The organism is Streptomyces sp. NPDC059828, assembly GCF_042731955.1.
Classification (GTDB): domain Bacteria; phylum Actinomycetota; class Actinomycetes; order Streptomycetales; family Streptomycetaceae; genus Streptomyces.
In genome coordinates, this window is the sequence record NZ_JBHWIW010000005.1 from 107088 (window position 1) to 123807 (window position 16720).

Consider the following 16720-nt stretch of genomic DNA (forward strand, 5'->3'; position numbering starts at 1 on the left):
GGGTGGCCCACCCGTGTTTTTTTTTCGCGGAGCGCCCGATACATCCGGCGCGGGGCCCCCCGGGGGGTGTGGGGGGGCCCGCCCCCCCCCCCGCCTCGGCCCCGCCCCCTTGGGGGCGCGGGGAACTGCGCGGCCGGCCGCGACGGACCGTCACTCCGGGGCCCGGGTGACGCACCGGGATTCTGGCGGAGCGCTCGGGACCTCAGCCCCGCAGGGCCACCGGCTGGCCCGCCACGACCAGGAGCAGGTGCTCGCACTCGGCGGCGAACGCCGCGTTCAGGCGGCCGAGTTCGTCGCGGAAGCGGCGGCCCGACGCCGTCGCGGGCACTACGCCCGACCCCACCTCGTTGGTGACCGCGACGATCGTGCGGCGCGTGGCGCGCACCGCCGCGACGAGGTCCACGACATGGCGGTGGAGCGCCTCCCGGCCCGAGCGCTCCCACACCTCGTCGTCCCAGGCGTCCACCCGGTCCATCGCGTCGGTCAGCCACAGGGACAGGCAGTCGATCAGCAGCGGGGCTCCGTCCTGGGCCAGCAGCGGGACCAGGTCGCAGGTCTCCAGCGTGCGCCAGGAGCCCGGCCGGCGTTCGCGGTGGGCCGCGACCCGGGCCTTCCAGTCCTGGTCGTCGGCGCGGGGCCCGCTGGTCGCCACGTACAGCACGTCGGGGAAGGACTCCAGCCGGCGTTCCGCCTCCAGTGACTTCCCGGACCGCGCCCCGCCCGTGACCAGGGTGCGGAGCGGCACATCCGGCACCGCGCGGTAGTCGCCCACGGTCAGCGTCGTACCGTCCGGCACGGTCCGCGCCCCCGCCGCCGCGAGCCGGCGGTCCAGCTCGGGGCCCGGTGGCACGTCGTGGTCGACATGGACCGCGACCACATCCGTCGTCGGGCTCACCGCCCCTGCGGCGCGCAGCCGGGCGAGACCGTCGGGGCGGCCGATGACATCGGCGAGAACCATGTCGTACGGAGCCGTCCCGTTCGCGGTGCTCGCGACCCCCGCGGGCGCTCCGCCGGGCGGCAGGTAGAGCAGTCTGTCGCCGTCCGGCGAGGTCACCTCGTAGCCCGTGCCCGGTGAGTCCATCGGCACCGCCCGCACCCGGTGTCCGCTGATCAGCGTCAACTCCTGGCCGTCCGGCACCCGCCCGGCGGTCGGCAGGCCCACCGGCAGCTCCACCGCGGGCCCGTCGTGCGGATGCGTCAGCAGCACCTGCCGTACGCCCACCAGCGAGCGCCCCGCCCGGGCGGCGGCCAGCGCGGCCCCGGGGGTCAGATCGAGCAGCAGCGCCGCGTCGACCAGCAGAGCGGTCACAGCGCGGGCATCCGTGCCGCGAGCGGCCGCGCAGACGGCGCAGGGGCAGTCGGGGCGGGGGAGCCCGCTGGGGGCGCCGGTGCCGAGCAGAGTCACTTCCACAGGACGATCCTCCCGCGCCGCCGCTGCCGGTGCTCGCCCGGCTACGCTGCGGGCAGCAATCCGATCAGTTCCCGGGAGGCGCATATGGCGTGGACGTGGCGGTTCGAGAAGGCCGACGGGACGGAGGTCAGCCCGTCCGTGGAGCCGGAGGAGTTCAGCACCCAGGGAGACGCCGAGTCCTGGATCGGCGAGGTCTGGAAGGAGTTGCTCGAGGGCGGCGCCGAGCAGGTGTTCCTCTTCGAGGACGGCAGCGAGATCTACGGACCCATGAGCCTGCACGCCGAAGGGGCGTGACGCGGCTCAGGCCCCTGCCCGTTTCGACGGCCCGGCGGCGGCCCACCACGGCCGCCGCCGCGGGGCACCGGACCCGATCCGGTGCCGTGTACCTGTCAGCCGCGTACTCCGCACAGATGCAGCAGCGCCGCCACCGCCCGGTACGGGTCCGTCCGGCCCGCCCGGTCCTCCGCCGCCACCAGACGCTCCAGCGACGCGCCGGACGGCAGCTCCGCCTCGTTCGGGATGGTGTCCGTGAAGACCCGCACCCCGTACCAGGCGTGCAGCGGCGCCGCGATCCCCGCCAGCGTCGCCGTCAGATCCGACAGCCGGTCGGCCCGCACGGTCAGACCGAGCCGGTTGGTGTACGCGTCCGTGTCGAAGGCGGCCAGCGCTCCCGGCCAGTCGCCGCCGAGCCCCGGCCGCATGGCCAGCGCGTCCCCGTTGCGCACCAGCAGCGAGAGCAGGCCGCCGGGGGCCAGCATCCGGGCCAGCCCCGCGAGCATCGCGTCGCGGTGCTCCACGTACATCAGCACGCCATGGCACAGCACCACGTCGAACGCACCCGGCAGGAAGTGCACCCCGGTGTCCCGGCCGTCGCCCTCGATCATCCGGAAGCGCTCCTGGATGCCGGCGGGCTCCGTCGACAGCGCCTCACGCGCCACCGCCAGCATCCCGGGATCGGCCTCGAGACCCGTCACCGTGTGCCCGGCCCGTGCCAGCCGCAGGGCCTGGGTGCCCTGGCCCATACCGACATCGAGGATCCGCAGGCGTTGTCCCACCGGGAAGCGCGCCGCTATCTGCTCATCGAGCTGGCGCCCGACAAGCTCCTGCCGGACGGTGTTGCGCAGCCCGCCGAGGCCCTCGATCCAGGCCGCCGCGCCGCCACCGAAACCGGAAACACCAGGAACACGAGGGGAGACATCGGAGGCGCCGGAGACACCCGACGCCCCGGAAACGTCAGTACTCAGGGCCGCTCTCCGCGCTTGACCTGGGGCTTCGGCAGCCGCAGCCGGCGCATCTGGAGCGAACGCATCAGGCCGTACGCCACCGCGCCGCGCTTCGGCTCGTCGGGGAAGCGCTCCTTCAGCTGCTTCTTCAGCCGGATGGAGATGCCGATCGAGTCGACGATGATCAGCACGATGACGCCCATCCACAGCAGCAGCGCGATGTTCTGGAGCTGCGGCACGCGGATCATGGAGAGCACCAGGATCACGACGGCCAGCGGCAGGAAGAACTCCGCGATACAGAAGCGTGAGTCGATGAAGTCGCGCACGAAGCGGCGCACCGGACCCTTGTCGCGGGGCGGCAGATAGCGCTCGTCGCCACCTGCCAGTGCCTCACGCTGCTTGGACAGGTCGGCACGGCGCGCCTCGCGCTGGCGGCGCGCGGCGTCCTTGCGGTCGACCGGGGCCGACTGCGCACGGCGGCGCTGGCCCTGGGCGTCATTCCGCTTCGGGGTGGGCCTGCCCTTGGGGGCCTCAGGGTCGCGGGGCTGCTTGGAGAGGTCCGCCGTCACCTTGTCGGTGGGGGCCTTCTCATCCTTCGAACGGCTACCAAACACAAAACACAAGGGTACGGGGTGATGAGAGGCAGCGGTGCCGAAGGCCCCCCTGGACTTTTCCCGGACTTCCGCCGGACTCCGTCCGGGCCCTTGCAACGATCCCCGTGCGGCGCGCGTCTCTGTCCCTGAGGGCCTTCTCCTCCCTGCGCTGGATCAGGGTGGACGGCAGGTCGTTCCTGGGGAGGAGCGCATCCGCGCTCGAACAGTGCGGTAATGGAACCAGGGCCCGTACTGTGGGTTCTGGAGTAGCTGGAGCCAGTCCGTCAGAAGGGGGCGCGCGAAGCCCATGAGCGGTGTCATGAAGCGTATGGGGATGATCTTCCGCGCGAAGGCAAACAAGGCCCTTGACCGGGCCGAGGATCCGCGCGAGACCCTCGATTACTCGTACCAGAAGCAGCTTGAGCTGCTGCAGAAGGTACGCCGCGGCGTCGCCGACGTGGCGACCTCCCGCAAACGCCTGGAGCTGCAGCTCAACCAGCTCCAGGGCCAGTCCTCGAAGCTCGAGGACCAGGGCCGCAAGGCACTCGCGCTCGGTCGCGAGGACCTGGCCCGTGAGGCGCTGTCCCGCCGCGCCGCCCTCCAGCAGCAGGTCACCGACCTCGAGACCCAGCACCAGACCCTTCAGGGCGAGGAGGAGAAGCTCACCCTCGCGGCCCAGCGGCTCCAGGCCAAGGTCGACGCCTTCCGTACGAAGAAGGAGACGATCAAGGCCACCTACACCGCGGCCCAGGCGCAGACCCGGATCGGCGAGGCGTTCTCCGGGATCTCCGAGGAGATGGGCGACGTCGGCCTGGCGATCCAGCGCGCCGAGGACAAGACGGCCCAGCTCCAGGCGCGCGCTGGCGCGATCGACGAACTGCTCGCCTCCGGTGCGCTGGACGACCCCACGGGCATGGCGAAGGACGACATCGCCGCCGAGCTGGACCGGATCTCCGGCGGCACGGACGTGGAGCTGGAGCTCCAGCGGATGAAGGCCGAGCTGGCGGGAGGCAGCGGCGCTCAGCAGCAGGCCATCGAGGGCGGCGACGGCTCGACACAGGACCGGCCGAACCTCAACAAGCAGTGATGAGCGGTAGGGACGGCGCGTCATGATCGTAAGGATCATGGGGGAGGGCCAGTGGAGGGTCGACAACGGTCACTTCGACGAGCTGAACACGCTGGACGACGAGCTCCTCGCGGAAATGGAGTCGGGTGACGAGCCCGGCTTCCGCCGCACGCTGTGCGGACTGCTCGACGCGGTCCGCCGGCTCGGCGCTCCACTGCCCGACGACTCGCTTGAGCCGTCGGAGCTGATCCTGCCCTCTCCGGAGGCGACGCTTCAGGAAGTCCGCGACATGCTCAACGACGACGGTCTGATTCCCGGTTGACTCTGGGTGCTGTTCCGGCCCCCTGCCTTTCGGCGGGGGCCGACCCCGGTCCGGTGGCCCTCCCTCTGGCCGTGCGTGACCTTGGGCCCTCCCTCGGCCGTGCGTGACCTTGGCCACCAAGGCGCTGCCCATCACCCGCTCTGACCTCCCGCGATGCCGTGACGCGGGGCCGCGCGGGCAGGAGGGCAGCCCGTACCGTTGCTTGTCGTGACGGCCCTACCGACCCGAACCAGCAGGCTTCAGCGCACCCGTGGCTGGCTGCGGGAGCACCCTCTCGCGTTCGATGCCGCGCTGGCGTCCGGTGTGCTCGTCTGCATGGTCGGCATGTCGTTCGCCGATCCGCACGGGCCGCACGGGCCCACCTTCGGGGCACGCACACCGCAGCCGCACGCCTTGGTGCTGATGCTGCTCGCCGCGGTCGTGCTGGTCTTCCGGCGCCGCAGGCCGGTGCCCGTACTGGCCGTCACGGGCGCCCTGTCCGCGGTGGAGTGCATCGTCGGGGATCCGCCCGCGCCGGTGGTGATGACGGCGGTGGTCGCCCTGTTCACGGTCGCCGCCCGCACCGACCGCCCCACCACCTGGCGGGTAGGGCTGCTGTCGATGACGGTGCTGACGGCGACCGCGATGCTGTTCAGCTCCGCGCCCTGGTACAGCCAGGAGAACATCGGGGTGTTCGCCTGGACCGGGATGGCAGCCGCGGCGGGCGATGCCGTACGCAGCAGGCGGGCGTTCGTCGACGCCATGCGGGAGCGTGCCGAGCGAGCCGAGCGGACCCGTGAGGAGGAGGCGCGCAGGCGGGTCGCGGAGGAGCGGCTGAGGATCGCCCGGGACCTGCACGATGTCGTGGCGCATCACATCGCCCTGGTCAACGTCCAGGCCGGGGTGGCGGCGCATGTCATGGACAAGCGCCCCGACCAGGCGAAGGAGGCGCTCGGGCACGTACGGGAGGCCAGCCGGTCCGCGCTCAACGAACTGCGCGCCACGGTCGGTCTGCTGCGGCAGTCCGGCGATCCGGAGGCCCCGACCGAACCAGCCCCCGGCCTTGCCGGGCTCGACCGGCTGCTGGAGACGTTCCGCCAGGCGGGACAGCCGGTCGAGCTGGCCAGGACCGACCACGGCACCACGCTGCCCGCGGCCGTCGACCTGGCGGCCTACCGGATCATCCAGGAGGCCCTGACCAATGTGCAGAAGCACGCGGGGGCGGCGGCCGGGGCCGAGGTGAGTGTCGTACGGGTGGGCCGGACCGTCGAGGTCACGGTGCTCGACAGCGGGACGGAGGCCACGCCGGGCGATGCCGACGGTGGTGGGCATGGGCTCATCGGTATGCGCGAGCGGGTCACCGCGCTCGGCGGCACCCTCAGTGCCGGGCCCCGCTACGGCGGCGGCTTTCGCGTGCAGGCGATACTGCCGATCAACACCCATGCGGAGGGGGACGCATGACGATCAGGGTGCTGCTCGCCGACGACCAGGCGCTGTTGCGCAGCGCGTTCAGGGTGCTCGTGGACTCCGAGCCCGACATGGAAGTGGTCGGTGAGGCGGCGGATGGCGCCGAGGCCGTGGCCGTGGCCCGCGCGCAGTGCCCCGACGTGGTGCTCATGGACATCCGGATGCCGGGCACGGACGGGCTCGCCGCCACCCGCCTGATCAGCGCCGATCCCGCGCTCGCCGCGGTGCGGGTGGTCATGCTGACGACCTTCGAGGTGGACGAGTACGTGGTCCAGTCGCTGCGCGCCGGGGCCTCCGGCTTCCTCGGCAAGGGCGCGGAACCGGAGGAGCTGCTCAGCGCCATCCGTATCGCCGCCGCGGGCGAGGCGCTGCTGTCACCCGCCGCGACGAAGGGGCTCATCGCCACCTTCCTCGCCCAGGGTGGCGGTTGGGACGACGATCCGGACTCCGGGGCGTACTCGGAGCGGCTGGCGGCACTGACCGGACGTGAGCGCGAGGTGCTCGTCCTGGTCGGGGGCGGGCACTCCAACGACGAGATCGCCGTGCGGCTGGAAGTCAGCCCGCTGACGGTCAAGACCCATGTCAACCGGGCGATGGCGAAGCTGGGAGCGAGAGACAGGGCTCAATTGGTGGTATTCGCCTATGAATCGGGCCTGGTCCGTCCTCGGGTGGAGTGAGACGCCACCCGCGTGTACTCCGTTCGGAGTATGCGCGGCATAAGGATCTGGACCTGGGGGCGACGGATTCACCCGTGCGAATGGCCGATCGTATAAGCGGGCAACCCCCGCGCCCGTCCTGAGTACGCCATGTAAGCCGCAGAAGCCACAGAAGAGAGACCCCATGTCCTGGCTGTCCAGATTCAGCCTCGCGCAAAGGGCCCTGATAGGGCTGATGTCGATCGTCGCGATCATCTTCGGAGCGATCGCCATCCCCCAGCTCAAGCAGCAGCTGTTCCCCTCGATCGAACTCCCGATGGTGTCGGTGCTGGCCCCCTATCAGGGCGCGTCTCCCGATGTGGTCGAGAAGCAGGTCGTCGAACCCCTTGAGAACACCATCAAGGCCGTCGACGGCATCAAGGGCATCACCTCCACGGCGAGCGAGGGCAACGCCGTGATCATGGCCTCGTTCGACTACGGGGACGAGGGCACCAAGCAGCTCGTCGCCGATGTCCAGCAGGCCGTCAACCGCGCCCGGGTCCAGCTCCCCGACGATGTCGACCCGCAGGTGGTCGCCGGTTCCACCGACGACATGCCGACCGTCGTGCTCGCCGTCAGCTCGGACAAGGACCAGCAGGCGCTGGCCGATCAGCTCGAGCGGACCGTGGTGCCGGCGCTTCAGGACATCGAGGGCGTCGGTCAGGTCACCGTGGACGGGGTCCAGGACCTCCAGGTGTCCGTCACCCCCGACGACAAGAAGCTGGCCGCGGCCGGGCTGAACGTGCAGGCGCTCACCGAGGCGCTCACCGCCGGCGGCGGGACCATGCCCGCGGGCTCGTTCTCCGAGGCGGGCAGCAGCCGTACGGTCCAGGTCGGCGGGGGTTTCCGCTCGCTGAAGCAGATCGAGGACCTGCGCATCGCACCCGCGGCCGGTCCGGATGCCGGGGCGGACAAGGGCGGCAAGCCGGTGCGCCTGGGTGACATCGCCACGGTGAAGCAGGAGGAGTCGCAGCGCGTCTCCATCACCCGTACCAACGGCAGGCCCAGCCTCGCCGTCCTCGCCACCATGGACAAGGACGGCAGCGCCGTCCGCATCTCCGACGCGGTCAAGGACAAGCTGCCCGAGCTCCGCAAGGACCTCGGCTCCGGCGCCGAGCTGTCCGTGGTCTCGGACCAGGGACCGGCCGTCTCCAAGTCGATCTCGGGCCTGACCACCGAGGGTGCGCTCGGCCTGTTGTTCGCGGTGGTGATCATCCTGGTGTTCCTCGGCTCGCTGCGTTCGACCCTCGTCACCGCGGTCTCCATCCCGCTGTCCGTCGTGCTCGCGCTGATCGTGCTGTGGACCCGCGACCTCTCGCTCAACGTGCTCACCCTGGGCGCGCTGACGATCGCCATCGGCCGGGTCGTCGACGACTCGATCGTGGTCCTGGAGAACATCAAGCGGCACCTCGGCTACGGCGAGGACCGCGAGGCGGCGATCATCACCGCCGTACGGGAGGTCTCCGGTGCCGTCACCTCGTCCACGCTGACCACCGTCGCCGTCTTCCTGCCGATCGGTCTGGTCGGCGGCATGGTCGGCGAGCTCTTCGGCTCGTTCTCGCTGACGGTCACCGCGGCACTGCTCGCCTCGCTGCTGGTGTCCCTGACGGTCGTCCCCGTCCTGTCGTACTGGTTCCTCCGCGCCCCCAAGGACGTGCGGGGGCTCGACCCTGACGAAGCGCGCCGCAAGGCGGAGGAGAAGGAAGCCCGCAGCCTGCTTCAGCGCGGCTATGTGCCGGTGCTGCGGTTCGCGACACGCCGCCGCCTCACCAGCGTGGTGCTCTCCCTCGTCGTGCTGTTCGGCACCTTCGGCATGGCCGGTCTGCTGAAGACGAACTTCTTCGACCAGGGCGAGCAGGAGGTCATGTCGGTCAAGCAGAAGCTGAAGCCCGGCACCAGCCTGGAAGCGGCCGACGCGGCCGCGGCGAAGGTCGAGAAGGTCCTCGACGGGATCGCCGAGATCAAGGACTACCAGGTCACGGTGGGCTCGTCCGGCTTCATGGCGGCCTTCGGCGGCGGCACCGGTGCCAACCAGGCCTCCTACCAGATGACGCTCAAGGACGCCTCCTCCTACGAGAAGGTCCGCGACCGCATCAACGAGGAGCTCGGCAAGCTCGACGGCATCGGCGACACGACCATCGCGGCCGGTGACGGCTTCAACAACCAGGACCTGAGCGTCGTGGTGAAGGCCGCCGACCCGAAGGTGCTGCGCAAGGCGTCCGAGCAGGTCCGTGCCGAGGTCGCCAAGCTGGACGACGTCACCGACGTGCAGAGTGACCTGTCGCAGTCCGTGCCGCGGATCTCCGTCAAGGGCACCGCGAAGGCGGCGGATGCCGGCTTCAACGACACCACGCTCGGGTTCGCGGTGGCCCAGGCGGTGCGCGGTACCCCGGCGACGAAGGCGATCCTCGACGACAGCGAGCGGGATGTCGTCATCACCTCCGCCAAGCCGGCCACGACCATGGCCGAGCTGAAGAAGCTGCCGCTCGGCCCGGTGAAGCTCGGTGACATCGCCGAGGTCAAGCTGGTGCCCGGCCCGGTCTCGATGACCCGCATCGACGGCGCCCGCGCGGCGACGATCAAGGCGAAGCCGACCGACGACAACACGGGTGCGGTGGGCAACGCGCTCCAGGCGAAGATCGACGGCCTGGATCTGCCCGAGGGCGCGACCGTCTCCATCGGCGGTGTCTCCGAGGACCAGGCCGAGGCCAACGCCCAGCTGGGCCTGGCGATGCTGGCGGCCATCGCGATCGTCTTCATGCTGCTGGTCGCCACCTTCAGGTCGCTGGTCCAGCCGCTGATCCTGCTGGTGTCCATCCCCTTCGCGGCGACCGGCGCGATCGGTCTGCTGGTGGCCACGGGTACGCCGATGGGCGTTCCGGCGATGATCGGCATGCTGATGCTCATCGGCATCGTGGTGACCAACGCGATCGTGCTGATCGACCTCATCAACCAGTACCGGGCCCAGGGCCTGGGCGTGGTCGAAGCCGTGATCGAGGGCGGGCGGCACCGTCTGCGCCCGATTCTGATGACCGCTCTCGCGACGATCTTCGCGCTGCTGCCGATGGCGCTGGGCGTCACGGGAGAGGGCGGCTTCATCGCGCAGCCGCTGGCGGTGGTGGTGATCGGTGGTCTCGTGACCTCCACGATGCTCACGCTGCTGCTGGTGCCGACGCTGTACGCGATGGTGGAGCTCCGCAAGGAGCGCCGCCGTGCGAAGCGGGCGGCCAAGCGGGCCGCCTCGGCGTCTTCCGAGCCCACGGAGTCCCCGACCCCCGCGGGCGTCTGACCCCTCGGGCCTCGTAGGACCTGCCCCCGGTACCGGATTCACCCCCGGTGCCGGGGGTCTCACGTTTCCCGGCCCACCGCACGGGGTGCGGTGGGCCGCGGAAACACCGCCGCCCCGCACGCGGCGAGGAACCGTGTACGGGGCGGCGGGATCACGGGGGCAGCGCCCCGTTACGGCAATGCGAGCATGCGTTCGAGGGCGAGCTTCGCGAAGCTCTCGGTCTCCGGGTCGACCTGGATACGGTTCACCAGGTTCCCCTCCGCGAGGGACTCCAGGGCCCAGACGAGGTGCGGAAGGTCGATCCGGTTCATCGTCGAGCAGAAGCACACTGCCTTGTCGAGGAACACGATCTCCTTGCCCTCGTCGGCGAAACGGTTCGCCAGACGGCGTACCAGGTTCAGCTCGGTGCCGATCGCCCACTTGGAGCCGGCCGGAGCCGCCTCGAGGGTCTTGATGATGTACTCCGTGGAGCCCACGTAGTCCGCAGCGGCGACGACCTCGTGCCTGCACTCGGGGTGCACCAGCACGTTGACCCCCGGGATGCGCTCGCGGACGTCGTTCACGGAGTCCAGCGAGAAGCGGCCGTGCACCGAGCAGTGGCCGCGCCACAGGATCATCTTCGCGGCCCGGAGCTGCTCCGGCGTCAGCCCGCCGTTCGGCTTGTGCGGGTTGTAGACGACGCAGTCGTCGAGGGACATCCCCATGTCGCGGACCGCGGTGTTCCGGCCGAGGTGCTGGTCCGGCAGGAAGAGCACCTTCTCGCCCTGCTCGAAGGCCCAGTCGAGGGCCCGCTTGGCGTTGGACGAGGTGCAGATGGTGCCGCCGTGCTTGCCGGTGAACGCCTTGATGTCGGCGGAGGAGTTCATGTACGAGACCGGGACGGTCACGTCGGTGATGCCCGCCTCGGCGAGGACGTCCCAGCACTCGGCGACCTGCTCGGCCGTGGCCATGTCGGCCATGGAGCAGCCGGCCGCGAGGTCCGGCAGCACGACCTTCTGGTCGTCGGTGGTCAGGATGTCCGCGGACTCCGCCATGAAGTGCACACCGCAGAAGACGATGTACTCCGCCTCGGGCCGCGCCGCCGCGTCCTTGGCGAGCTTGAAGGAGTCGCCGGTGACATCGGCGAACTGGATGACCTCGTCGCGCTGGTAGTGGTGACCGAGCACGAAGACCTTGTGCCCGAGCTTCTCCTTTGCCGCACGGGCCCGCTCCACCAGGTCCGGGTCGGACGGGGAGGGGAGGTCCCCGGGGCACTCGACACCCCGCTCGCTCCTGGGGTCGGCCTCCCGGCCGAGCAGCAGCAGGGCGAGCGGCGTCGGCTGGACGTCCAGGACGTCCCGTACCGGCGCGGTCTGGGCGGTGTGGGCGGTGGTCACGTCACGCACCCTTTCTTCTCTGCGGTCAGCGCGGCGAAGCCGCTCCGGTTGGACCGGGGCTGCGTCGCCGGGAATCCTTTTCGTCTATTTGACGCTATCTATCATAACCGCTTCACGTCACTTTGACGATGGCGATAGCGTCGATGTGACGCAATTCCCGATCCACAGGTCCGTGCCTCCAGGAGAGCGCGTGTGCGAGCATGAAGGGGAAAGACTAGGGCGCGCCCGGAATGAATCGGCGGCCCGGCCGGTTGCCAACGTCGGCAAGCAGTCTCCGTACAACCCGGGAGAGAAGCAGATGTCCGTATCGGACGAGACCACCACCGTGAGCGACGGCATCCTCCTGTCCGACGCCGCCGCGGGCAAGGTCAAGGCCCTGCTGGACCAGGAAGGCCGGGACGACCTGGCGCTGCGCGTCGCCGTTCAGCCCGGCGGCTGCTCCGGCCTGCGGTACCAGCTCTTCTTCGACGAGCGCACCCTCGACGGTGACGTCGTGAAGGACTTCGACGGTGTGAAGGTGGTCACGGACCGCATGAGCGCTCCGTACCTGGGCGGCGCCTCGATCGACTTCGTCGACACCATCGAGAAGCAGGGCTTCACGATCGACAACCCGAACGCGACGGGCTCCTGCGCCTGCGGAGACTCGTTCAGCTGAGGCACCCACACATCCGAACGCCGAAAGGGTGGTGACCCCGGTCCAGCCGGGGTCACCACCCTTCCGTGCGTGCCGGCCTACTTCAGGGGCACCGTCTGGCCCGTGGTGTCCACGACCTTCCGGTCACCCAGCGGCTGAGCAAGCGTGACCTTGGCCGTCAGCTCCTTGGCGATCAGGATGCAGACCTTCCCCGGGTCCTTGCGCGTCTCGGTGATGTGCACCTTGACCTCGGACCCGCTCGCCTCCGCCTTGCCCTCGTAGTCGCTGCACACACCGCCCCAGAAGCGCAGCGTGAGGGTGCGGCCGTCGCCCGAGACCGCGTACGACTCGACCTGGCGCGTGGTGGTCTCCGGCAGTTGGGACGGATCGGGGGACTTCGACGGCGACGCCCCCGGGCCCGGCTGCTTCAGATACTTCGGGTCCACCGCCGGGTGCGTGATCGTGAACGGCTTGGCGTCACCCTCAGGGTCCACCTCGAACAGCCACGACGGTACGAGCGCGGGCTTGCCGTCCACGGAGTGCACCGCGAGCCCGAAGACCGCCTTGCTGATCGTCACGGGCTCGGCGGAGCCGGAGCCCGGGTGGGGCTCACAGGGCGCGATCGGCTTGCCGGGGCCGCCCGGCGCGTCCGGGTTCGCGGCCGGGACGGGAGTCGCGCAGCCCCCGATGTTCCCGGAGGCAGCGCCCCCGGAGGCCTTGTTCAGCTGCTCCAGGGTCTTGTACGCGCTGATCACCGGGTATTCGGCGCCCTTCACGGGCTGGGCCAGCTGCCCGCTGCCGCCGACCACCTGGCCGTCGGCGCCCACCTGGATCCCGGTCAGCCAGCCGTACGTCGGCAGGCCCCCGATCTCCGGATCCGCGTTCACCACCCGGGCCGACCCCATCGTCTGGGAGGCGTCCAGCCGTGCCCCGCCCTGACCCACCGCGGCGAGCACGGGAGCGGCCGCCTTCTTCGCGGCCTCCTCGCTCACCGTCGCCTTGGCGGCGTCCGTGCTGGTACCAGCTCCGCCGTCAGGGCAGGGCCTGCCCTTGAGGCAGTTGTCGCCCTTGGGCGCGGCGCCGTACCGGGCGAACGTCCAGGTGCCCGGAGCCTGACGGCCGACCTGCAGTACCGGCCCGCCGGATTCTTTCTCCGCGGCGATCCGCCATACGTCGCCGACGGCCCGCGGGGTGCCCTCCACTCCAAGGGCCGCGGCCAGCCGGGTGACGTCTGCCTCGGCGACCGCGCCCTGCGCGCGGTACACGGGCGCGCTCTGAGGGCCGTCGGGCAGCTTCCCCTTCGCGCGGTACCGGGCGCCGTTCGGATCGGGCTCGCCCGGGGCGATCCCCGGTCGCGTGCCGCTCTCCGACGGACCGTCCAGGGCCAGCGGCGGGGGTGTGCTGCCGGAGGCCGGGGCGGCGGGGGAGCCGTCGGGGCCGTCGGAGGCGGTGGTCGCCCAGTACGCTCCGCCACCACCCACGAGCAGGACTGCCGCTGCCACCGAGGTGACGACCAGCTGGGAACGCCGCCGAGCCGAGTCCTCGGCGCCGGTGCTCTTGGTGGGCCGCTCCGTGCTGTTCACCGCATCGCTCCTTCAGTACCCGTCACACGTGTCCGTCTCAGAGGACACCCCTGTGACGGTACGAGGGGGCGTGCGGTTCCCGTACGTGCCGTGCCGTGCCGTGCCGGGAGCTGGAGCCTCAGCCGACGCGGGTCGGCTCTCGTCAGCGCTGGTGGGTGCTGGTCGGCGCCAGGCAGTACTGGGCAGCGCTGGTCAGCGCTGGGCAGTGTCAGTCAGCGAATGCAGGCATCGCGCCCACCAGTCGTGCCGAGGCGGCGGACACGACCACCCCGTTGATGAGCGACGGCGGCACCGGGGTGGACGGGGAGGTGGGTGCGGCGACCCAGTGCGGGGCCATCCGTGCGCTGCGGCCACGGAGCTCGGCGAGGCTGATCTCGGTGTCCCATGAGTGGTGCAGAGCGAAGGTTTTGGGCATGCGGGCACGTTAAGCACGTCAGGTTGACGGAAAAAAGACCTACTATCGGGTAGTTTTCGTACTGCAATGCGGGGTGCGGAAACCGGTAGCGTTAGCTGTCAACGCCGCCTCCCTCCAGGAGCACCTCGCCGTGCGAATCGCAGTCACCGGCTCCATCGCCACCGACCATCTCATGACCTTCCCCGGCCGCTTCGCCGACCAACTGGTAGCGGACCAGCTGCACACGGTCTCCCTCTCCTTCCTGGTCGACAACCTCGACGTGCGCAGGGGAGGGGTCGGCGCCAACATCTGCTTCGGTATGGGACAGCTCGGGACCCGCCCGATTCTGGTCGGCGCCGCCGGATCCGACTTCGACGAGTACCGCGCCTGGCTGGACCGGCACGGCGTGGACACCGAATCCGTACGGATCTCCGAGGTCCTGCACACCGCACGCTTCGTCTGCACCACCGACGCCGACCACAACCAGATCGGCTCCTTCTACACCGGGGCGATGAGCGAGGCTCGCCAGATCGAGCTGAAGTCGGTCGCGGACCGCGTCGGCGGCCTCGACCTGGTGCTCATCGGTGCCGACGACCCGGAGGCCATGCTGCGGCACACCGAGGAGTGCCGCTCCCGCGGTATCCCGTTCGCGTCGGACTTCTCCCAGCAGATCGCGCGGATGAACGGCGACGAGATCCGGATACTGCTGGACGGGGCGACCTACCTCTTCTCCAACGAGTACGAGAAGGGGCTCATCGAGTCGAAGACCGGCTGGACGGACGAGGAGATCCTGGGCCGCGTCGGCCACCGGGTCACCACCCTCGGTTCGCGCGGTGTGCGCATCGAGCGCGCGGGCGAGCCCGTCATCGAGGTGGGATGCCCGGAGGAGGACTCCAAGGTCGACCCGACCGGCGTGGGCGACGCCTTCCGTGCGGGCTTCCTCTCCGGTCTGTCCTGGGGCGTCGGCCTGGAGCGTGCCGCCCAGGTCGGCTGCATGCTCGCCACCCTGGTCATCGAGACCCTGGGCACCCAGGAGTACACCCTGCGCCGCGCCCACTTCATGGAGCGTTTCACCAAGGCGTACGGCCACGACGCGGGCGCCGAGGTCCAGGCGTTCCTGTCGTAGCCACGGCCCCGGCCCCCGGGTGTGTGATTCGCCCGGGGGCGGGGGACCGCGTCAGTCCACGCGGCGCACCACGTAACCCGTGCCGCCTTCCACACGGTGCTCGCCCGCGTACTCCTGCCCCCGCATCTCGCACCATGCGGGGATGTCCAGGCGCGCCGCCTCGTCGTCGGAGAGCACGGTGACCGTGCCGCCCACCGGCACGTTCCCGATGACCTTGGCCAGCTCGATCACGGGGATCGGGCAGCGCTTGCCGAGTGCGTCGACGACCAGCGTCCCGGCGTCGGCACCCGTACCGGCGTACGGCCCGGGGGAGACGGGGGCGTCGAGGTGGGCGCGTACCCCCGCCACGACCTCCGGCAGGACCTCGAGGAAGCGGTCCACGTCCCCCTCGGCGGTGCCGGGCGGCAGCGACACCCGCACATTGCCCTCGCTCAGCACCCCCATCGCCCGAAGCACATGGCTCGGGGCGAGCGTCGCACTCGTACACGACGAACCGGACGACACGGAGAAACCCGCCCGGTCCAGCTCGTGCAGCACCGTCTCCCCGTCGACATAGAGACAGGAGAAGGTGACGAGGTGGGGCAGCCGGCGCACCGGATCACCGACCACCTCGACATCCGGGACCAGCTCAGGGACCCTGGCCCGGATCCGGTCGATCAGGGCCCGCAGCCGGGCCGACTCGGCCACCGCCTCGTCCTGTACGGCGCGCAGCGACGCCGCCGCGGCCACGATGGCCGGGATGTTCTCGAAGCCGGGTGCCCGCCCCGATTCCCGCTCGTCCGCGGGGTCCTGGGAGGCGTACCGGACGCCCTTGCGCACCACGAGCAGCCCGACCCCGGCCGGTCCGCCCCATTTGTGTGCGCTGCCGGTCAGCAGCGACCAGTCCCCTTCGACCCGGCCCCAGGCCAGCGACTGCGCCGCGTCGACGAGCAGTGGCACCCCGGCCGCCCGGCACACCCCGGCGACCTCGGCGACCGGCTGCACCGTGCCCACCTCGTGGTTGGCGGACTGGAGGGCGGCCAGGGCGGTGTCCGGGCGCAGTGCCGCGCCGAAGTCTCCCGGTGACACCGCGCCGGCGCGGTCCACCGGCACCTCGGTGACATCGAAGCCCTCGGCGGCGTGCAGCACGGACGAGTGCTCGACCGCCGACACCGCCAGGTGCCGCCCGGTGCGCCGGCGCCCCGCCATCGCCCCGGCAAGTCCCGCGTGGACGGCACGAGTACCCGAACCGGTGAAAACGAGCTCGTCCGGGCGGCATCCCACGGCGTCCGCTGCCGCCTCCCTGGCGGCGTCGAGCAGCAGCCGAGCCCGCCGCCCCTCGCGGTAGAGCCGAGCCGGATCGGCCCAGCCCTCGTCGAGGGCGGCCTGGAGGGCCTGCCGGGCCACGGGATGCAGGGGAGCGGACGACGCGCTGTCGAAATAGGGCACGTAGCCACGCTAACGCGCTGCCGGGGACCGGCCGCGAAGCAGCCGTCAGAAGGCGCTGCGGCGCAGGTAGTAGGGGCTCGGGGGAGGCTGCCGGAACGGGCCGGTCCACCCCTTCGGGTCGTCGGACGGCGCGT

15 protein-coding genes are annotated in these 16720 nt (G+C 70.9%); 8 read left to right on the forward strand and 7 right to left on the reverse strand.

Annotated features, from left to right (window positions below):
- Nucleotides 1-202: 202 nt before the first annotated feature.
- On the reverse strand, nt 203-1411 hold the full coding sequence (locus tag ACFV6V_RS04805; protein ID WP_385559115.1) for a bifunctional adenosylcobinamide kinase/adenosylcobinamide-phosphate guanylyltransferase: 1209 nt from the start codon (nt 1409-1411) through the stop codon (nt 203-205).
- Nucleotides 1412-1495: 84 nt separating this feature from the next.
- Here ACFV6V_RS04805 and ACFV6V_RS04810 point away from each other — a divergent pair, with 84 nt between their 5' ends.
- Nucleotides 1496-1705: a hypothetical protein gene (locus tag ACFV6V_RS04810; protein ID WP_385559118.1), complete on the forward strand. Its 210-nt coding sequence runs from the start codon at nt 1496-1498 to the stop codon at nt 1703-1705.
- Nucleotides 1706-1800: 95 nt separating this feature from the next.
- On the opposite strand, the gene ACFV6V_RS04815 is transcribed toward ACFV6V_RS04810, so the two are convergent.
- On the reverse strand, nt 1801-2535 hold the full coding sequence (locus ACFV6V_RS04815) for a class I SAM-dependent methyltransferase (protein ID WP_385559357.1): 735 nt from the start codon (nt 2533-2535) through the stop codon (nt 1801-1803).
- A 116-nt stretch (nt 2536-2651) separates the two neighbouring features.
- Entirely contained in the window at nt 2652-3248 is a 597-nt protein-coding gene (locus ACFV6V_RS04820; RefSeq protein ID WP_385559120.1) for a DUF3043 domain-containing protein, read from the reverse strand.
- Nucleotides 3249-3534: 286 nt separating this feature from the next.
- Between ACFV6V_RS04820 and ACFV6V_RS04825 the strand changes: the two genes are divergently transcribed.
- From ACFV6V_RS04825 to ACFV6V_RS04845, 5 genes are all read left to right on the forward strand, one after another.
- Nucleotides 3535-4314 carry a PspA/IM30 family protein gene (locus ACFV6V_RS04825; protein WP_361278525.1) on the forward strand — a complete coding sequence of 260 codons (780 nt, stop codon included), beginning with the start codon at nt 3535-3537 and terminating at the stop codon, nt 4312-4314.
- 22 nt (nt 4315-4336) lie between these two features.
- Entirely contained in the window at nt 4337-4615 is a 279-nt protein-coding gene (locus tag ACFV6V_RS04830; protein WP_385559123.1) for a hypothetical protein, read from the forward strand.
- 207 nt (nt 4616-4822) lie between these two features.
- Nucleotides 4823-6055 carry a sensor histidine kinase gene (locus ACFV6V_RS04835; protein ID WP_385559126.1) on the forward strand — a complete coding sequence of 411 codons (1233 nt, stop codon included), beginning with the start codon at nt 4823-4825 and terminating at the stop codon, nt 6053-6055.
- Nucleotides 6052-6738, forward strand: coding sequence for a response regulator (locus ACFV6V_RS04840; protein WP_385559129.1), 687 nt, complete (start codon nt 6052-6054; stop codon nt 6736-6738). Before ACFV6V_RS04835 ends, ACFV6V_RS04840 begins: the two co-directional genes overlap by 4 nt.
- A 163-nt stretch (nt 6739-6901) precedes the next feature.
- Nucleotides 6902-10045 (forward strand): efflux RND transporter permease subunit, encoded by a 3144-nt coding sequence (locus tag ACFV6V_RS04845; RefSeq protein ID WP_385559131.1) that lies wholly within the window; start codon nt 6902-6904, stop codon nt 10043-10045.
- A 170-nt stretch (nt 10046-10215) separates the two neighbouring features.
- On the opposite strand, the gene nadA is transcribed toward ACFV6V_RS04845, so the two are convergent.
- A complete protein-coding gene (nadA, locus tag ACFV6V_RS04850) occupies nt 10216-11430 on the reverse strand; it encodes a quinolinate synthase NadA (RefSeq protein WP_385559134.1) in 1215 nt (404 codons plus the stop codon).
- A 289-nt stretch (nt 11431-11719) separates the two neighbouring features.
- On the opposite strand from nadA, the gene ACFV6V_RS04855 reads away from it, so the two are divergent.
- The gene (locus ACFV6V_RS04855) at nt 11720-12076 is read left to right on the forward strand and encodes an iron-sulfur cluster assembly accessory protein (RefSeq protein ID WP_361278511.1); all 357 of its coding nucleotides are present in this window, start codon (nt 11720-11722) and stop codon (nt 12074-12076) included.
- A gap of 77 nt (nt 12077-12153) precedes the next feature.
- Here the strand turns inward: ACFV6V_RS04855 and ACFV6V_RS04860 are convergent, their stop codons facing one another.
- Together ACFV6V_RS04860 and ACFV6V_RS04865 are read right to left on the reverse strand one after the other, a co-directional pair.
- Nucleotides 12154-13638 (reverse strand): hypothetical protein, encoded by a 1485-nt coding sequence (locus tag ACFV6V_RS04860; protein ID WP_385559137.1) that lies wholly within the window; start codon nt 13636-13638, stop codon nt 12154-12156.
- 208 nt (nt 13639-13846) lie between these two features.
- Nucleotides 13847-14053 carry a hypothetical protein gene (locus ACFV6V_RS04865; RefSeq protein WP_385559139.1) on the reverse strand — a complete coding sequence of 69 codons (207 nt, stop codon included), beginning with the start codon at nt 14051-14053 and terminating at the stop codon, nt 13847-13849.
- Between the two features lie 130 nt (nt 14054-14183).
- Between ACFV6V_RS04865 and ACFV6V_RS04870 the strand changes: the two genes are divergently transcribed.
- Nucleotides 14184-15158, forward strand: coding sequence for a carbohydrate kinase family protein (locus ACFV6V_RS04870; RefSeq protein WP_385559142.1), 975 nt, complete (start codon nt 14184-14186; stop codon nt 15156-15158).
- Between the two features lie 51 nt (nt 15159-15209).
- Here ACFV6V_RS04870 and ACFV6V_RS04875 read toward each other — a convergent pair whose 3' ends face one another.
- Nucleotides 15210-16586: a cysteine desulfurase/sulfurtransferase TusA family protein gene (locus ACFV6V_RS04875; protein WP_385559145.1), complete on the reverse strand. Its 1377-nt coding sequence runs from the start codon at nt 16584-16586 to the stop codon at nt 15210-15212.
- Between the last annotated feature and the right edge of the window lie 134 nt (nt 16587-16720).

Bases quoted from the DNA above. Each gene is read 5' to 3' on its own strand.
- ACFV6V_RS04810 (WP_385559118.1), top strand. From the start codon at position 1,496: ATGGCGTGGACGTGGCGGTTCGAGAAGGCCGACGGGACGGAGGTCAGC.
- ACFV6V_RS04825 (WP_361278525.1), top strand. From the start codon at position 3,535: ATGAGCGGTGTCATGAAGCGTATGGGGATGATCTTCCGCGCGAAGGCA.
- ACFV6V_RS04830 (WP_385559123.1), top strand. From the start codon at position 4,337: ATGATCGTAAGGATCATGGGGGAGGGCCAGTGGAGGGTCGACAACGGT.
- ACFV6V_RS04840 (WP_385559129.1), top strand. From the start codon at position 6,052: ATGACGATCAGGGTGCTGCTCGCCGACGACCAGGCGCTGTTGCGCAGC.
- ACFV6V_RS04845 (WP_385559131.1), top strand. From the start codon at position 6,902: ATGTCCTGGCTGTCCAGATTCAGCCTCGCGCAAAGGGCCCTGATAGGG.
- ACFV6V_RS04855 (WP_361278511.1), top strand. From the start codon at position 11,720: ATGTCCGTATCGGACGAGACCACCACCGTGAGCGACGGCATCCTCCTG.
- ACFV6V_RS04865 (WP_385559139.1), bottom strand. From the start codon at position 14,053: ATGCCCAAAACCTTCGCTCTGCACCACTCATGGGACACCGAGATCAGC.